This window comes from Ruegeria conchae (genome assembly GCF_000192475.1).
Taxonomy (GTDB): Bacteria; Pseudomonadota; Alphaproteobacteria; order Rhodobacterales; family Rhodobacteraceae; genus Ruegeria; species Ruegeria conchae.
Genome location: NZ_AEYW01000012.1, coordinates 296,008 through 310,590 on the forward strand (window position 1 = coordinate 296,008; position 14,583 = coordinate 310,590).

General features: G+C 54.6%; 16 protein-coding genes and 1 riboswitch. Of the genes, 10 read left to right on the top strand and 6 right to left on the bottom strand.

Annotated elements, in window-relative coordinates; all coding sequences use genetic code 11:
* Nucleotides 1-7 precede the first annotated feature (7 nt).
* On the top strand, nucleotides 8-1,315 hold the full coding sequence (locus tag G7G_RS0111790) for a TRAP transporter large permease (protein ID WP_010441630.1): 1,308 nt from the start codon (nucleotides 8-10) through the stop codon (nucleotides 1,313-1,315).
* A gap of 13 nt (nucleotides 1,316-1,328) precedes the next feature.
* The gene (locus G7G_RS0111795) at nucleotides 1,329-1,739 is read left to right on the top strand and encodes a universal stress protein (RefSeq protein ID WP_010441631.1); all 411 of its coding nucleotides are present in this window, start codon (nucleotides 1,329-1,331) and stop codon (nucleotides 1,737-1,739) included.
* Nucleotides 1,740-1,809: 70 nt separating this feature from the next.
* On the opposite strand, the gene G7G_RS0111800 is transcribed toward G7G_RS0111795, so the two are convergent.
* Together G7G_RS0111800 and G7G_RS0111805 are read right to left on the bottom strand one after the other, a co-directional pair.
* Nucleotides 1,810-2,109, bottom strand: a complete 300-nt coding sequence (locus G7G_RS0111800) for a CcdB family protein (RefSeq protein WP_010441632.1) — start codon at nucleotides 2,107-2,109, stop codon at nucleotides 1,810-1,812.
* Nucleotides 2,109-2,339, bottom strand: a complete 231-nt coding sequence (locus G7G_RS0111805; RefSeq protein WP_010441633.1) for a type II toxin-antitoxin system CcdA family antitoxin — start codon at nucleotides 2,337-2,339, stop codon at nucleotides 2,109-2,111. The genes G7G_RS0111800 and G7G_RS0111805 overlap by 1 nt, the downstream gene beginning before the upstream one ends.
* Before the next feature lie 176 nt (nucleotides 2,340-2,515).
* Nucleotides 2,516-2,621, top strand: a riboswitch (TPP riboswitch).
* A gap of 32 nt (nucleotides 2,622-2,653) precedes the next feature.
* On the opposite strand from G7G_RS0111805, the gene thiB reads away from it, so the two are divergent.
* The 3 genes from thiB to G7G_RS0111820 are packed head-to-tail and all read left to right on the top strand — an operon-like array spanning nucleotide 2,654 to nucleotide 5,836.
* Entirely contained in the window at nucleotides 2,654-3,634 is a 981-nt protein-coding gene (thiB, locus tag G7G_RS0111810) for a thiamine ABC transporter substrate binding subunit (RefSeq protein ID WP_010441634.1), read from the top strand.
* Nucleotides 3,610-5,157 carry a thiamine/thiamine pyrophosphate ABC transporter permease ThiP gene (locus G7G_RS0111815; RefSeq protein ID WP_010441635.1) on the top strand — a complete coding sequence of 516 codons (1,548 nt, stop codon included), beginning with the start codon at nucleotides 3,610-3,612 and terminating at the stop codon, nucleotides 5,155-5,157. Before thiB ends, G7G_RS0111815 begins: the two co-directional genes overlap by 25 nt.
* Entirely contained in the window at nucleotides 5,144-5,836 is a 693-nt protein-coding gene (locus tag G7G_RS0111820; RefSeq protein WP_010441636.1) for a thiamine ABC transporter ATP-binding protein, read from the top strand. The genes G7G_RS0111815 and G7G_RS0111820 overlap by 14 nt, the downstream gene beginning before the upstream one ends.
* Here the strand turns inward: G7G_RS0111820 and G7G_RS0111825 are convergent.
* From G7G_RS0111825 to G7G_RS0111840, 4 genes are all read right to left on the bottom strand, one after another.
* Nucleotides 5,824-6,303, bottom strand: coding sequence for a putative molybdenum carrier protein (locus tag G7G_RS0111825; protein ID WP_010441637.1), 480 nt, complete (start codon nucleotides 6,301-6,303; stop codon nucleotides 5,824-5,826). The genes G7G_RS0111820 and G7G_RS0111825 overlap by 13 nt on opposite strands.
* 17 nt (nucleotides 6,304-6,320) lie before the next feature.
* The gene (locus tag G7G_RS0111830) at nucleotides 6,321-7,256 is read right to left on the bottom strand and encodes a 4-hydroxyproline epimerase (RefSeq protein WP_010441638.1); all 936 of its coding nucleotides are present in this window, start codon (nucleotides 7,254-7,256) and stop codon (nucleotides 6,321-6,323) included.
* Nucleotides 7,247-8,206 carry a dihydrodipicolinate synthase family protein gene (locus G7G_RS0111835; protein WP_010441639.1) on the bottom strand — a complete coding sequence of 320 codons (960 nt, stop codon included), beginning with the start codon at nucleotides 8,204-8,206 and terminating at the stop codon, nucleotides 7,247-7,249. Before G7G_RS0111835 ends, G7G_RS0111830 begins: the two co-directional genes overlap by 10 nt.
* Nucleotides 8,207-8,296: 90 nt before the next feature.
* Complete coding sequence (locus tag G7G_RS0111840) at nucleotides 8,297-8,899, bottom strand: helix-turn-helix domain-containing protein (RefSeq protein ID WP_010441640.1); 603 nt, start codon at nucleotides 8,897-8,899, stop codon at nucleotides 8,297-8,299.
* A 146-nt stretch (nucleotides 8,900-9,045) separates the two neighbouring features.
* Here G7G_RS0111840 and glyA point away from each other — a divergent pair, with 146 nt between their 5' ends.
* The 5 genes from glyA to G7G_RS0111865 all read left to right on the top strand — a co-directional run bounded on the left by glyA (nucleotide 9,046) and on the right by G7G_RS0111865 (nucleotide 14,549).
* Nucleotides 9,046-10,299, top strand: coding sequence for a serine hydroxymethyltransferase (glyA, locus tag G7G_RS0111845; RefSeq protein WP_010441641.1), 1,254 nt, complete (start codon nucleotides 9,046-9,048; stop codon nucleotides 10,297-10,299).
* Nucleotides 10,300-10,310: 11 nt separating this feature from the next.
* Complete coding sequence (gene lpdA / locus G7G_RS0111850; RefSeq protein WP_010441642.1) at nucleotides 10,311-11,690, top strand: dihydrolipoyl dehydrogenase; 1,380 nt, start codon at nucleotides 10,311-10,313, stop codon at nucleotides 11,688-11,690.
* Nucleotides 11,691-11,704: 14 nt separating this feature from the next.
* Nucleotides 11,705-12,649: a lipoyl synthase gene (lipA, locus tag G7G_RS0111855; RefSeq protein WP_010441643.1), complete on the top strand. Its 945-nt coding sequence runs from the start codon at nucleotides 11,705-11,707 to the stop codon at nucleotides 12,647-12,649.
* Between the two features lie 25 nt (nucleotides 12,650-12,674).
* Nucleotides 12,675-14,048, top strand: a complete 1,374-nt coding sequence (locus tag G7G_RS0111860; RefSeq protein WP_029621957.1) for an alanine/glycine:cation symporter family protein — start codon at nucleotides 12,675-12,677, stop codon at nucleotides 14,046-14,048.
* A 78-nt stretch (nucleotides 14,049-14,126) separates the two neighbouring features.
* A complete protein-coding gene (locus tag G7G_RS0111865; RefSeq protein ID WP_010441645.1) occupies nucleotides 14,127-14,549 on the top strand; it encodes a universal stress protein in 423 nt (140 codons plus the stop codon).
* Nucleotides 14,550-14,583 lie beyond the last annotated feature (34 nt).

The window sequence follows — 14,583 nt, forward strand, 5'->3', positions numbered from 1 at the left end:
AAAGATCATGAGCCTCGAACTAATTACAGCGCTGTATTTCTTAATACTGTTTGGGATCCTTTTTATGGGCCTGCCGGTTGCGTTCGGTTTGGGTGGAACGGCGGTGCTGTTTGCCTTGGTTTTTGAACCCCGCGCGCTGCTATCGGTACCAAGTGCCTTCTATTCAACACCCTGGAACTCGGTTCTGGTCACAGTTCCCCTGTTCCTTTTTATGGGTTCACTCATACGATTTTCTGGGATAGCCGAGACGGCCTATGATGCCGTGTACAAACTGATCGGCCATATTCATGGCGGTCTCGCCATGGGCACGGTACAGGTTTGTACGGTGTTTGCTGCCATCACCGGCATCACACCTCCGGCAACGACCACAATGGGTCAAATCGCTTACCCGTCAATGATGCGCTATAAATATGATCGCCGTATCGCGATTGGCTGTATCGCGGCTGGCGGTGCGTTGGGCGCGCTGATCCCTCCCAGCGTTCCCTTCATTTTTTATGGTTTGCTGGCCAAGGTTTCGATCGGTGATCTGTTCATGGCAGGCCTCTTGCCGGGCCTGATGCTGGCGACATTCTATACGATCTATATCGGCGTACGCTGCAAAATTCAGCCTGAACTGGGACCCGCGCTGCCTGCAGATCAGAAATTCACCCGCGCCGAAAAACTGACCGCAGTTCTCAGCATCTGGCCATTTGCACTGCTGATCATCATCGTTCTGGGTGTCATCTGGGGCGGAATCGCGACCCCTGCCGAAGCTGCGGCGTTTGGTGCAGCAGGTGCGTTTGTCATCAACCTGATCTACGGAAAGCTGACCTGGGAAGTTTTGAAGGAATCGCTGGTTTCCACTTTGAAACTCAGCGGCATGGGTCTGTGGATCCTGATCGGTGCAACTGTCTATCTGAATGTGTTCAATACTCTGGGCAGCCAGGACCTTTTGACCAACCTGGTACTTTCCATGCCGGGCGGCAGCACAGGCATCCTGCTGATGATGATGCTGATCATCCTCGTTCTGGGTATGGTGATGGACGATTGGGCTATCATCATGCTGTGTACCCCGCTGTTCATTCCAATCATTGATGAGTTGGGAATCGACAAGCTGTGGTTTGGCGCACTGTTCATCGTGAACATCCAGATCGCCTATCTGACACCTCCGTTTGGTTTCGTGCTGTTCTGGATCAAAGGGGTGCTACCCAAAGATGTCAGCATGGGCGACGTCTACAACTCGGTTGGCCCGTTTGTTGTGCTGCAGTTTGTTGGTCTGACACTAATCTTCATCTTCCCGCAGATCGCAACTTGGCTGCCAAGCATCCTGAAATAACCCGGAGGTTCCGATGTATAACCATATCCTCGTTCCAGTCGCACCCGATCACATCAACGACTGCTCCTTGTCTCTGGATGCTGCAAGCCGTCTGCTGGCAGACGGAGGAACCGTATCGGTGCTATCGGTTCTCGAAGAACTTCCTTCGTATATCGGCTCGTACTTTCCTGCGGAACAGGTTCAGAAAAGCGTTTCAGAGTTTGAAGAAAGACTGGGCACAGCCGTGGAGGCTTCGAACATCAGTACGCATGTCGTGACCGGGCATCCCACAAACTCGATCCTCGATTGGGCTGAAAAACACAAAGCGGATTGCATCATCGTGGCGTCGCATCAACCGGGTCTTTCGGACTATCTGATCGGCTCAACGGCTGCACGTGTTGTCCGGCATGCCCAATGCAGTGTTGTTGTGCTTCGTGGAAAATAGAACCGAAGACCAATAACCTACCGCTTCTGCAACTAATTGATGGCTGGCCTATTTGGCCGGCCATTCCTTTTCAGAAGCCTTGCATCAGCATATCGACAGCAACGGTAATTTTTTCAAACTCGTCAACGAGATTCCCTACAGGCGACTTGAGTACCCCTGTCGGAACAGCGGCCATAAACTGGGTCACCATGACAACCGGCTCATCCATAATCATGAACTCTGGGTTAAGACGGGTTGCAGGTTTCGGCGCGTACGATTTCGGCAATAGGGGTACGACCACACGTGTGTTCAGATCGCTCAGAAGATCCGATTGGACATCCAACAAGAAGCCATCGCCAGAGGGGTTGGGAAACACATCGTATTTCGGCATCAGAACTGACGAAACCGCTCCAGGGGCAATCCGTGCTTTTCAACATAAGAGTTGGAGCTTTGTAGAGCTTCAGCGTTCTCCGCTTGCCATTGCTCTGCCTTGGCTGCCGCCACGGCTGCACGAACCCCCTCCTCCGCGGCCCGCGAAAGGTTCACTTTCAGTTTTCGGGCCTCGGCAAGCAAAGCGGGATCGAGCGACAGATTGGTCGGTTTCCGTGTCTGGACATTCATATAGCCAACCTCTTCATAAGCAAATTTATCACCACCTACTATGCGCGTCAAATATGCGTATAAAATCGCGCATCAAACTCAACATCAGACTGAACGATTAGTTGGCAAAAATCGACATGCTGCAGGCTTGAATCTCAGGATTTTGGTTGTATTTGCGCTCGTGTCACCCTAATCAAAGCCCTACCTCGGGGTGCGCGCGATACTGCGCTGAGATGTCCACTGGCAAACCCGTTGAACCTGAACCGGCTAGAACCGGCGGAGGGAAAGGTACAGGTTTTGTCCATCCTTGCCCTCTCGCCGCATTGGAGGATGATATGAAACATCTGGCAATTGCTGCGGGAATACTGACTGCGACATCGGCTGTTGCAGCCGACAAACCACAGTTGACCGTTTATACGTATGACAGCTTCGTCTCGGACTGGGGCCCCGGCCCAAAAGTCGAAGAAGCATTTGAGGCAGTTTGTGACTGTGACCTTAATCTTGTGGGTGTCGAAGACGGTGCCGCCCTGTTGTCACGCATCCGTCTTGAGGGTGAGAACACCGATGCAGATGTTGTGCTGGGGCTAGATACCAATCTGATCGCCGCCGCCAAGGAAACCGGCTTGTTTGCCCCTCATTCGGTCACCGCTGATTACGCACTGCCAATCCAATGGACCGACGATACTTTCGTTCCTTATGATTGGGGTTACTTTGCCTTTGTTCACAACGCTGATGCGTCAGCGCCCGCCAATTTTCGGGAACTGGCGGACAGCGAGGCTAAAATCATCATTCAAGACCCACGCTCATCTACGCCGGGTCTGGGCCTCCTATTGTGGGTCAAGGCGGCTTATGGTGATGAAGCCCCGGCAATCTGGGCTGACCTTTCCGACAACATCGTGACTGTGACCAAAGGCTGGTCCGAAGCTTATGGGTTGTTTCTCGATGGTGAGGCTGACATGGTGTTGAGCTATACAACATCTCCTGCCTATCATCTGATTGCCGAGGAAGATGCCAGCAAAGCAGCTGCAGCCTTTGACGAAGGCCATTATATGCAGATCGAAGTTGCGGCAAAATTGGCTGGCTCGGATCATTCAGAATTGGCCGACCAGTTTTTGAATTTCATGGTTTCCGACGCGTTCCAGCAAATCATCCCGACGACCAACTGGATGTATCCAGCCGTCACCCCGTCCTCGGGGCTGCCCGAAGGATTTGACACTCTGGTCGTTCCTCAGAAATCTCTGATTATTGATCCCAGCGAAGCTGCAACTAAAAGAGATGAGGCCCTTTCGGAATGGCTGGGCGCACTCAGCCAGTAAGCTCATGGCCAGGTATCAGCGCGGCGGCCCTTGTCGCCGCGCTGATATTGGGAACTTTGGCCACCGTTGGCTTACGAGCCGAAACCAGCGGCGGATTCAATCCCTCTGACTGGGCGGCATTGCGCTTTACGCTTTTGCAAGCAACGCTCTCTGCAGCGTTCAGTTCTATGCTGGCCATCCCAGTGGCGCGTGCATTGGCGCGGCGGCGGTTTCGTGGACGACGGGTATTGATAGCGCTCTTGGGGGTGCCATTCATCCTTCCGGTCATCGTCGCAATATTGGGATTGCTGCAGGTTTTTGGCCGCTCTGGATGGATCTCGGATGTATTGGGCGTTTTTGGCCTTCCACCAATCCAGATTTACGGGCTGCACGGAGTCGTTCTGGCCCATGTGTTTTTCAATCTCCCTCTTGCAACGCGGCTGATTTTGCAAGGATGGCAGGAGATTCCAGCAGAACGATTTCGTCTAGCCGCACAGCTTGGATGTGATGGGATGGCAATGTTTCGATTGATCGAATTGCCCATGCTGCGGCGCGTTTTGCCCGGCGTGCTGGCCGTTATCTTTGCCATCTGCCTGACCAGTTTTGCCGTTGCTCTAACGTTAGGCGGCGGCCCGCGCGCGACCACGATCGAACTCGCGATTTATCAGGCGTTTACATATGATTTCGACCTTGGCCGTGCAGCACTGCTATCCGCGTTGCAACTGGCCTTGACTGCCGCTGCCGCTCTGGCGGCCCTGAAGTTTTCGAGAGGGGACGGCTTTGGGGCGGGCCTCAACCGTGCGATCCGCCGTTGGGATGGTGGAACGCCCTTGTTGGACGCGTTTTGGATTATCGCCGCTGCAACATTCTTACTTTTGCCGTTGGCATCTGTGGTGATTTCAGGCGCGTTGGGACTGTTCGAACTGCCGACCCTAGTGTTTCGCGCAGCCGCCATTTCAATCCTCGTGGCCACCATCAGCACCATGCTGTTGTTGCTGCTCGCGGTGCCTATGGCTGTTTCTGCGGCGACCGGAAGGTATGGCATCGTTGAATTATGCGGCATTCTCGGCCTCGCTGCATCACCACTGGTTATCGGCACCGGTCTGTTTATTCTGATCCGCCCTGTCGCCAATCCAGCTATGCTGGCCCTTCCTGTCACTGCACTGGTTAACGCCGTGATGGCCTTACCTTTCGCGCTTCGAATACTCGTGCCCGCTGCGCGCGACACGATAGAACGGCACAGACGTTTGGCCCTGTCTTTGGATATGAACAAACGCACATTTTTCACCCGCATCATAGTGATGCGTCTTCGCCCTCAAATTGGTTTTGCTGCGGGTTTGGCTGCTGCCCTATCGATGGGTGACCTTGGCGTAATCGCATTGTTCGCTGATGCGCAAATCGCAACCCTTCCATTGCAAATTTATCGCCTTATGGGGGCCTACCAAATGCAAGCGGCTGCGGGTGGAGCGTTGGTGCTGCTTCTGCTTTCGATGGGTGTGTTTTGGATACTGGATCGCGGAGGGCGTTGGCATGCTGAAGCTTGATGAATGCATTATCTCGAACGGCAGCTTTCTGCTGAATGCCGATTTCGAAATCGAAACTGGAGCCAAGGTCGCGGTCATTGGCCCATCTGGTGCGGGGAAATCTACGTTGTTGGAAACCATCGCCGGATTTCGGGATTTGAAGGCCGGACAGATGCATTGGAATGACCAAAGTATGACCACCCTGCCTCCGGGGAAAAGACCGCTTGCGATGCTGTTTCAGGACGGAAATTTGTTCCCGCATCTGACCGCCGCCCAAAATGTTGGCTTGGGCATCCGCCCGAATGGGCGCTTATCAGATGAAGAAAAGGAAATGGTGAAGTCAGCCTTGCATCGCGTTGGCCTACCGGAAATGGGAACCAGAAAACCTGCCGAATTGTCCGGAGGACAACAGAGCCGGGTCGCGCTGGCCAGGATATTGGTTCAAAAGCGAGATGTCTTGTTGCTGGATGAACCCTTTGCCGCCCTTGGTCCTGCGCTAAAGGCCGAGATGTTAGATCTGGTGGCGGATCTGGTGGCTGAGACCGGAACAACGCTGCTTATGGTTAGTCATGATCCTCAGGATGCGCTTCGGATAACCGAGCAAACGGTATTTATTACGGATCAAGTTGCACACGCACCTGTTGCAACCAAGCAGCTATTTGAAAATCCACCTCCTGCGCTGCGTGATTATCTGGGGTAGGCAAATTCATCGATACAACCCTCAAGCAGATCTCGCACCTGCACATCCAGACCGGGCGCCTCTGACCCGCGCGGACCGGCAATGTTCAAGACTTCAACCGGATTTTTGCGCAGCCAATCTCGCAGTTTTTGTTGGCAAAACTCCGTTCCCTGCCTGACATCTAGCACCAGGTAAGGCTTTCCGGCCTCCCTTGCAAAAACAACCGTTTGTTGCGTGCCAGGACTGTCTGAACCATTCACAACTATCAGCGTTGCATCGCTGGACTGAACGTTCAGCTTTGTCCGCTCGATCACTTCCGGTGAATGGGTCTCGACCAATCCAGCGTACTCAACAGGGATCAGACCGGCCTCGTTCGTTCTGCCTTTTGGGACCCAACCACCATAAAGGATTTGGTGCTTTCGTGCGAAACCCAGGGCAGCCAAATCAACGCCCGTTTGCCCACCCGCCACGATTTTGGAAACAGACATTCATTTCTGCCCTTTAGTTACGGTCTGATTATTCCGGTTCGGAACGGATCACCCTCAGCAAAGATCAATGTGCTTTCAGCCATCACGTATGCTTGCCCGGTTAAACTTGGAACAACACCCCCAACCTGCCCGGGTTCATAGAACAACCGGTAGCTACTTCCGATCACACTCTCCTGCACAATCTCTTCTCCGGCTCGCAGCTGCCCACTGGCCGCCAGACAAGCCAAACGCGCCGAACTGCCGGTGCCGCAGGGTGAGCGGTCATAATCGTTATCAGGGCATAGAACAAAGTTTCGGCTGTGGACCCCTTTATTCGGAGACTTGCCTTGCAAAATAACATGGTCGACAGGCTCGCCATTCTCACCGCCAACACCATGGGAGATACAGGCTTCGCGGATAGCAATGGTAAAGTCAGTCAATGAACGGATGTTTGCAGGTTCAACAGACATTGGGCTCGGGTCGACAATAAAAAACCAATTGCCGCCATAAGCTACGTCTCCGGTCACTGACCCGTAGCCGTCGACATCAATAGTAACCGCCTGACGCACCCGGCGGCTTTCGATATTCGTAACCTCAACGGTGTTTGGGTCCTTCAGGTCAATCACCACTTCTCCTGCAGGGGTTTCGATCCGGTGCACACCGACTCCGATCCGACCCAAATGAGCCAGTGTCACACCCAGACCGATCGTGCCATGCCCGCACATCCCCAGCACCGCATCAGCGTCAAAATAGATAACGCCCGCGGCACAGGCCGGGTTTACGGGCTCCACAAGAAGTGCACCAACCATTCCGGGCTGGCCACGCGGCTCTAGCAGAATGGATTTGTAGAACTGCTCGTGCTGCATCGCCAATCGTTCTGCCCGCTCTGCCACCGACCCCGACCCCAGATCGGGACCGCCATCCAGAATGACACGCGTGGGCATTCCCCCGGTATGGCTGTCGATCACATGCATTCAGCGATGACCCCACCCTGTTGGACCCAGTCGTTGAACCAGTTGCGGAAAAGTTCATACTGCTGTTCGCAATAGTTTCGCTGCGCGTCAGACAACTCGTCTGTTTCGTTGAAATGCAGACGGTATTCATCTTCACCATTCAGGACCAGAAGATGTTTATAGTACAGAACGAGGTCCGTACCTTCGTCAAAACTTGCCAATACGCCAAACGCCTCATCCAATTCGCGTGCGCGCAGGCGGGCTTCGGCGTGACCAGTCGCGGCTTTCTTGGCCAGTGCCGCCAGCAGCAGCGCCTCTTTCGGCAGCGCCGTGCCGATCCCAGTAATTGACCCCGTGGCTCCACAATTTACGAAACCGTGATAGACCTCGGTGTCTACACCGACCATTAACGTAACCTGATCGTCCTTAGACGTAATGAATTCGGCAGCATATCTCAGATCGTCTTTGCCTCCGAATTCTTTGAAACCGACCAGATTTGGATGTTCGGCCCGGAGTGCGAAAAACAAGTCAGCGCGGGTCGCAAAACCGTATACTGGGCTGTTATAGATAATCGCTGGAACGTCGGGTGCTGCTGATAAGATGGCTTTGAAATGGTTCTTTTGTGCCGCGATCGACGAGCCACGCGAAAGAACACGTGGAATAACCATCAGACCTGATGCGCCCACTTTCTGCGCATGAGCTGCATGCGCGACCGCTGATTTTGAGTTAATGGCACCTGTGCCAACAACCACAGGCAATCCAGCATCAACCAGCCTTTCAACGCCTTCCATCCTTTGCGCATCCGTTAGCAAAGGCCAATCGCCCATCGATCCACAATACACCACGGCAGACATGCCGGCGTCGATCATCTCTTTGCCCTTTTTGACCAGAGCATCGAAATCCGGCGCCCGATTAGGCAGGCAGGGTGTCATTAATGCAGGCATCGTGCCGGCAAAGATATTCTGCGTCATGTGCTTCTTCTTTTTTTGGATTGAGAGTGCTCAAATTCAAATTCCGCCTCAACAACAACAAGGTTATCAAAACAAACCGTCACATCGGTTTCACTCGAGCGATACCCACAACACTTGGGCATCTTCTTTGCTGGTTGAGATGCATCCATGCCCCATACTGCTGTCGTAATATAGTGAATCCCCGGCTTTCATGGACAATGGTCGGTAGTGTTCGGAAACAAACGTCAACTCGCCGCTGATTACATACATGAACTCTTCGCCACTGTGCCTGATCCAAGTATCATACTCTGAAATATCTCTGGCTTTGATCGTCGCGATATAGGGAAGCATCCGCTTGCTTGTGAGCTCTGTGCACAGAAGCTCATGCAAATAGGTAGGTGTGTTCTTGATTTCGCCCTCACCCTTGGCGGTGAAATCGCGTCGCCCTGATATACCGGTCTGTCCTGACTGCAGGAACAGTTGAGGCGTGCTCATACCCAGTGCCTGTGTCAGCCTTCGCACGATGTCAAAACTGGGTCGCGTTTGATTGTTTTCAATTTTCGAAAGCGTGGATCGACCGATTCCCGCTGCCCGACCAGCCTCTTCCAAAGTCCAGCCTTTTTCACGACGCGCATCACGGATCGAGCGTCCTAGTACAGCTCCATCGCCCAATTCATCCGGTCCAGAAGTATCATTTGGGTGGTCCTCAACCATATAATTCTCCCCCTTTTCTGAAGGTTAAAGGTTTCCACAACATCCTACAACTTTCCTGTTGCTAAATATTTGTTGCCTTATCGGTACATTATCCACTATAGGAAACTTAATTTCCTGCTTGGGGAGCATGGTCGATGGAGGAGATAATGTTCAAAAAGTCGCTCATTGAAGCCGATCCGGTCATCGCGTCATCGATTGCGCGCGAAGGCAAACGTCAGGCTGAACAGATCGAACTGATCGCTTCTGAAAATATTGTCTCTCAGGCTGTGATTGATGCACAGGGTTCTGTGCTGACCAACAAATATGCCGAAGGCTATCCTGGCCGCCGCTATTATGGTGGATGCGAATATGTGGATGAAGTCGAGGCCGAAGCGATCGAACGGTTGAAACAATTGTTCGGTTGCGAATATGCAAACGTCCAACCCCATTCGGGTGCACAGGCCAACGGGGCCGTCAAACTGGCGCTACTTAGCCCTGGCGATACCATCCTGGGTATGTCGCTGGATGCTGGTGGCCACCTGACTCACGGCGCAAAACCTGCCCAATCCGGCAAGTGGTTCCGTCCGGTCCAGTACGGACTGACCGAAGCCGGGCTGATTGATTATGATCAGGTTGAGGCACTTGCCAAAGCCGAAAAACCCCAACTGATCATTGCAGGCGCATCGGCCTATTCGCAAAAAATTGACTTTGCACGCTTCCGCGCCATCGCGGATGAAGTTGGTGCTTGGTTGCTGGCCGACATGGCCCACATAGCAGGGCTTGTCGCGACGGGTCTGCATCCTTCGCCAGTTGGCCACGCCCACGTTATAACATCAACCACGCACAAAACCCTGCGTGGACCGCGTGGCGGGGTTATTCTGACCAACGACGAAGCGTTAGCAAAAAAGATGAACTCAGCCGTTTTCCCCGGCTTGCAGGGCGGCCCTCTGATGCATGTGATTGCAGGAAAAGCCGTTGCATTTGGAGAAGCACTGAAACCCGAATTCAAAGAGTATATGAAGCGTGTCGTGGTTAGCGCGTCAGCATTGGCGAATGTAATGATAGCGCGCGGCTGCGATATCGTTTCGGGTGGAACCGAAAACCACCTGATGCTGGTCGACCTGCGCCCAATCGGCGTAACCGGCAAAGACGCTGAAGCTGCGCTGGAGCGTGCAGGCTTCACTTGCAACAAAAACAGCGTTCCGGGTGACCCCCAGAAACCAACGATCACCAGCGGCATTCGTTTGGGCACCGCAGCTGGCTGCAGTCGCGGCTTTGGTTCGGAAGAGTTCAAGCAGATCGGTCACTTGATCGGCAATGTATTGGACGCATTGGCCCAATCGCCGGACGGGGATGAAGCCGTCGAAAAGGAAACCCGCGAAAAAGTCCGCGCCCTTTGCGCAAGCCACCCGATCTACTGAGAGAAGACCAAATGACTTACGATCTTATTGTCATCGGGGGCGGACCAGGCGGCTATGTCGCCGCGATCCGCGCAGCTCAATTGGGCATGAAAGTAGCGTGCGTTGAGGGCCGTGGTGCGCTCGGCGGGACTTGTTTGAATGTGGGGTGCATACCCTCCAAAGCGTTGCTGACCTCCTCGGCCAAATATGCCGAACTTGCACATCTCTCCTCCCACGGTATTGCGGTCGAGGGGGCCAGCATCAATGTACCAGCGATGATGGGCCGCAAGGACAAGATCGTAGGCGACCTGACCAAAGGCATCGCGTTCCTGTTCAAGAAAAACGGCGTCGATCTGATCGAGGGGTGGGCCAGCATTCCCACCGCCGGGCAAGTTAAAGTTGGAGAAGATGTCCACACAGCCAAGAACATCCTGATTGCCACGGGCTCGGAACCCACACCATTGCCGGGAATCGAGATAGACGAGCAGGACATCCTCAGCTCAACAGGTGCGATCGCATTGGAGACGGTTCCCGAACATCTGGTGGTGATCGGTGCAGGCGTTATCGGTTTGGAGCTAGGGCAGGTCTGGGCACGTCTGGGCGCTAAGGTCACGGTGGTCGAATATCTGGATCGGGTGTTGCCCGGAATTGACGGTGAGATTGCCAAACTGGCGCAGCGTGCCCTGTCCAAACGCGGATTGAAGTTCCAATTGGGACGGGCGTTGAAATCGGTCGACAAAACGGATGCAGGTCTGACCCTGACCGTGGATCGCGTTGGTAAGGACAAGGAAGAAGCGATTGGGGCCGACAAGGTGTTGATTGCTGTCGGTCGCCGCCCCGTCACCCGAGGGCTTGGCTTGGGAGAGCTGGGTGTGGCTGTGAACGAACGTGGCGTCATAGAAGTTGACAATACATTTCAAACATCAGTGCCAGGCATTTACGCCATCGGTGACTGCGTTCCCGGCCCAATGTTGGCACATAAAGCCGAAGAAGACGGTGTTGCCTGCGTTGAGATGCTGGCAGGCGAAGCCGGGCATGTCGATTACAACACCGTGCCGGGCGTTGTGTACACAGATCCCGAGGTCGCCTCAGTAGGATTGACCGAAGAAGCGCTGAAAGACGCCGGAGCCGAGTATTCCGTCGGCAAATTCGCCTTCATGGCGAACTCGCGCGCGCGCTCGACCGGAGAAACAGACGGTGCGGTGAAAGTACTGGCAGACACTAACGGCAAGATTCTGGGCGCGCATATCTGTGGCGCTCATGGTGGCGATCTGATCGCAGAATTGGTGTTGGCGATGACAAAGCGGGCGACCGTGTCCGAAGTTGCAGCAAGCTGCCATGCGCATCCTGCGATGGGTGAGGCTGTCAAAGAAGCCTGCCTCGACGCCCTAGGCCGCGCGATTCACGCCTAAACCGGAGCCGCCAGATGACCATCCAGCTTCGCCCCCGTCACCCGGAAAAAGCCAAAAAGGCAGACAGCGTCATCCCGCGCAAACCCAAGTGGATTCGCAAGAAAAAGGTGGAAGGCCCCGAGTTTTATGAAACCCGCCGCCTGATGCGGGACCACGATCTCGTGACGGTCTGCGAAGAGGCAGCCTGCCCAAATATCGGTGAATGCTGGTCTAAGCGGCACGCTACCATGATGATTATGGGCGAAGTCTGCACGCGCGGCTGTTCATTCTGCAATGTCTCAACCGGGCGTCCCGATGCCCTGGATGTTTTCGAACCTGGTCGGGTGGCCGCAGCGGTGAAGAAACTGGGCTTGCGTCATGTCGTCATCACATCTGTTGATCGCGATGACTTAACCGATGGCGGGGCTGAGCACATTGCACAGACAATCCGTGCGGTCCGCCATCAGAACTCTACCACGACGATCGAGGTTCTGACCCCCGATTTTCTGGGTAAGGGCGAAGCTGCAGAAGTGGTGTTCGAGGCTGCTCCGGATGTGTTCAACCACAATCTTGAGACTGTACCGCACCTCTACCCAACTGTACGCCCGGGTGCGCGTTACTATACTTCGCTACGGTTGCTGGACGATGCCAAACGCGCAAATCCCGAAGTTTTCACCAAATCCGGTTTGATGGTTGGATTAGGCGAAACGCTGAATGATGTCCGACAAGTCATGGATGATCTGCGTGCCGCAAACGTCGATTTCTTGACAGTCGGTCAATACCTGCAGCCGACGCCGAAACATCACCCGATCGACCAATTCTGGATTCCGGAAGAATTCGCCCAACTGGAACAAATCGCGCGTTCCAAGGGCTTTTTGCACGTGTCAGCAACCCCGCTGACCCGTTCGTCGTTCCACGCGGACGAAGACTTTGCCGCCCTTAAGCAAGCCCGCCAGCGGGCCATCGCAAACAGGGCATAAACCTGACGCAAATGGGAGGGAAACCATGGAAGCGTTAAATTCAATCGTAGGGGCTATTAATAGCGTCGTGTGGGGGCCGCTAATGCTGGTCCTCATCCTCGGCGTTGGCTTCTTCCTGCAGGTGGGGCTTAAGTTCATGCCGATCCTGCGCATCGGCACAGGCTTCAGCCTGCTGTTCAAAGGCCGTGAAGGTCAGGGCGAAGGGCAGATCAGCCCGTTCAACGCGCTGATGACCTCGCTGTCGGCGACAATCGGTACGGGTAACATCGCCGGTGTGGCCACTGCTGTCTTCCTGGGCGGTCCGGGCGCCTTGTTCTGGATGTGGATGACCGCCCTGGTGGGCATGGCCACCAAATATGCCGAAGCTGTCTGCGCCGTGAAATACCGCGAGAAAGACGAGCTGGGCAACTATGTCGGCGGTCCGATGTACTACATCAAAAACGGTCTGGGTGCAAAATGGGCCTGGCTGGGCGTTGCGTTCGCTCTGTTCGGAGCTGTCGCAGCCTTTGGCATCGGTAACGGTGTACAGGCCAACGGTGTCGCCCAGGTTCTGGAAGCGAATTTCGGTTTCAACACCTCGGTCACCGGTGTTGTTCTGATGGTTCTGACAGCAGCCGTAATCTTGGGCGGCATCACCCGGATCGGTGCAGTTGCCGGTAAGTTGGTTCCGTTCATGGCAATCGCCTACATCATCGCGGGCTTGCTGGTACTGCTGATCAACATCGGCAACATCGGACATGCGCTGTCACTGGTCTTCACCTACGCCTTCACCCCCTCGGCCGCCGAAGGTGGTTTCGCGGGTGCCGCTGTTTGGGCTGCGATCCGCTTTGGTGTGGCACGTGGTGTCTTCTCGAACGAAGCGGGTCTGGGTTCCGCTCCGATCGCGCACGCCGCAGCCGAGACCAAAGGTCCGGTCAACCAGGGCCTGATCGCGATGCTGGGGACGTTCATCGACACCATCATCGTTTGCTCGATCACCGGTCTGGCGATCATCTCGTCGGGTGCATGGACGTCTGGTGAATCCGGTGCCGCTCTGACCAGCCACGCGTTCGAGCTATCATTGCCGGGGATCGGTGGATATCTGATCGCCATCGCTCTGTCGATCTTTGCCTTCACCACCATCTTGGGCTGGTCGTTCTACGGCGAAAAATGTGTCGAGTTCCTGCTTGGCGTCAAATCGCTGATGCCTTACCGCGTCCTTTGGATCGTCATGATCTATTTTGGAGCGACCGCGGATCTAGGCTTCATCTGGCTGCTTGCCGATACGCTGAACGCCATGATGGCCATCCCAAACCTGATCGCCCTGGCGCTGCTGAGCCCGATCGTCATCAAGCTGACGAAAGAGTTCTTCGCTTCGGGTGGCAAGTCCGAAGAACCAGGTGGCACACCAGCCGAATAAACCTGGATAAACATACCCCGGGGGCCAAAGTGGCCCCCGGGCTTTGAAACAGATTTCTATATCTCGAGGAGAGACGTGATGGCCACGAAAATCCTGCTGCCTATTGATCACACCGACGACCGCTCATGGAAGAACGCCCTGCCGCTCGCGCTGGAACAGGCAAAATTCTATGGTGCTGAATTGCACGCAGTGGCCGTTATCCCCGAGATCATCCAGCTCCCTAACCTGCCTGCCAACTACGGTGCGGGTGCCAAAGAGCATGTACGCAACGCGATTCAGGCCATTCTGGATCACGGCAATGCCGGTGATGTTCCGGTACATGTCGAAGAAGGCAGCGTCTACCGCGAAATCCTGAAGCTTGCGTACAAGGAAGGCTTCGATCTGATCGTCATGGCATCGACCAAAGGCGATTTCCCGAATTATGAGATTGGTCCGAACTTGTCACGTGTCGTGCGTAACGCGCATTGCACTGTAACAGTCGTTCGTGACCAATCCCGCTGATTAGAAAGGCTCTGGCTATGGGCGAGATTAAACG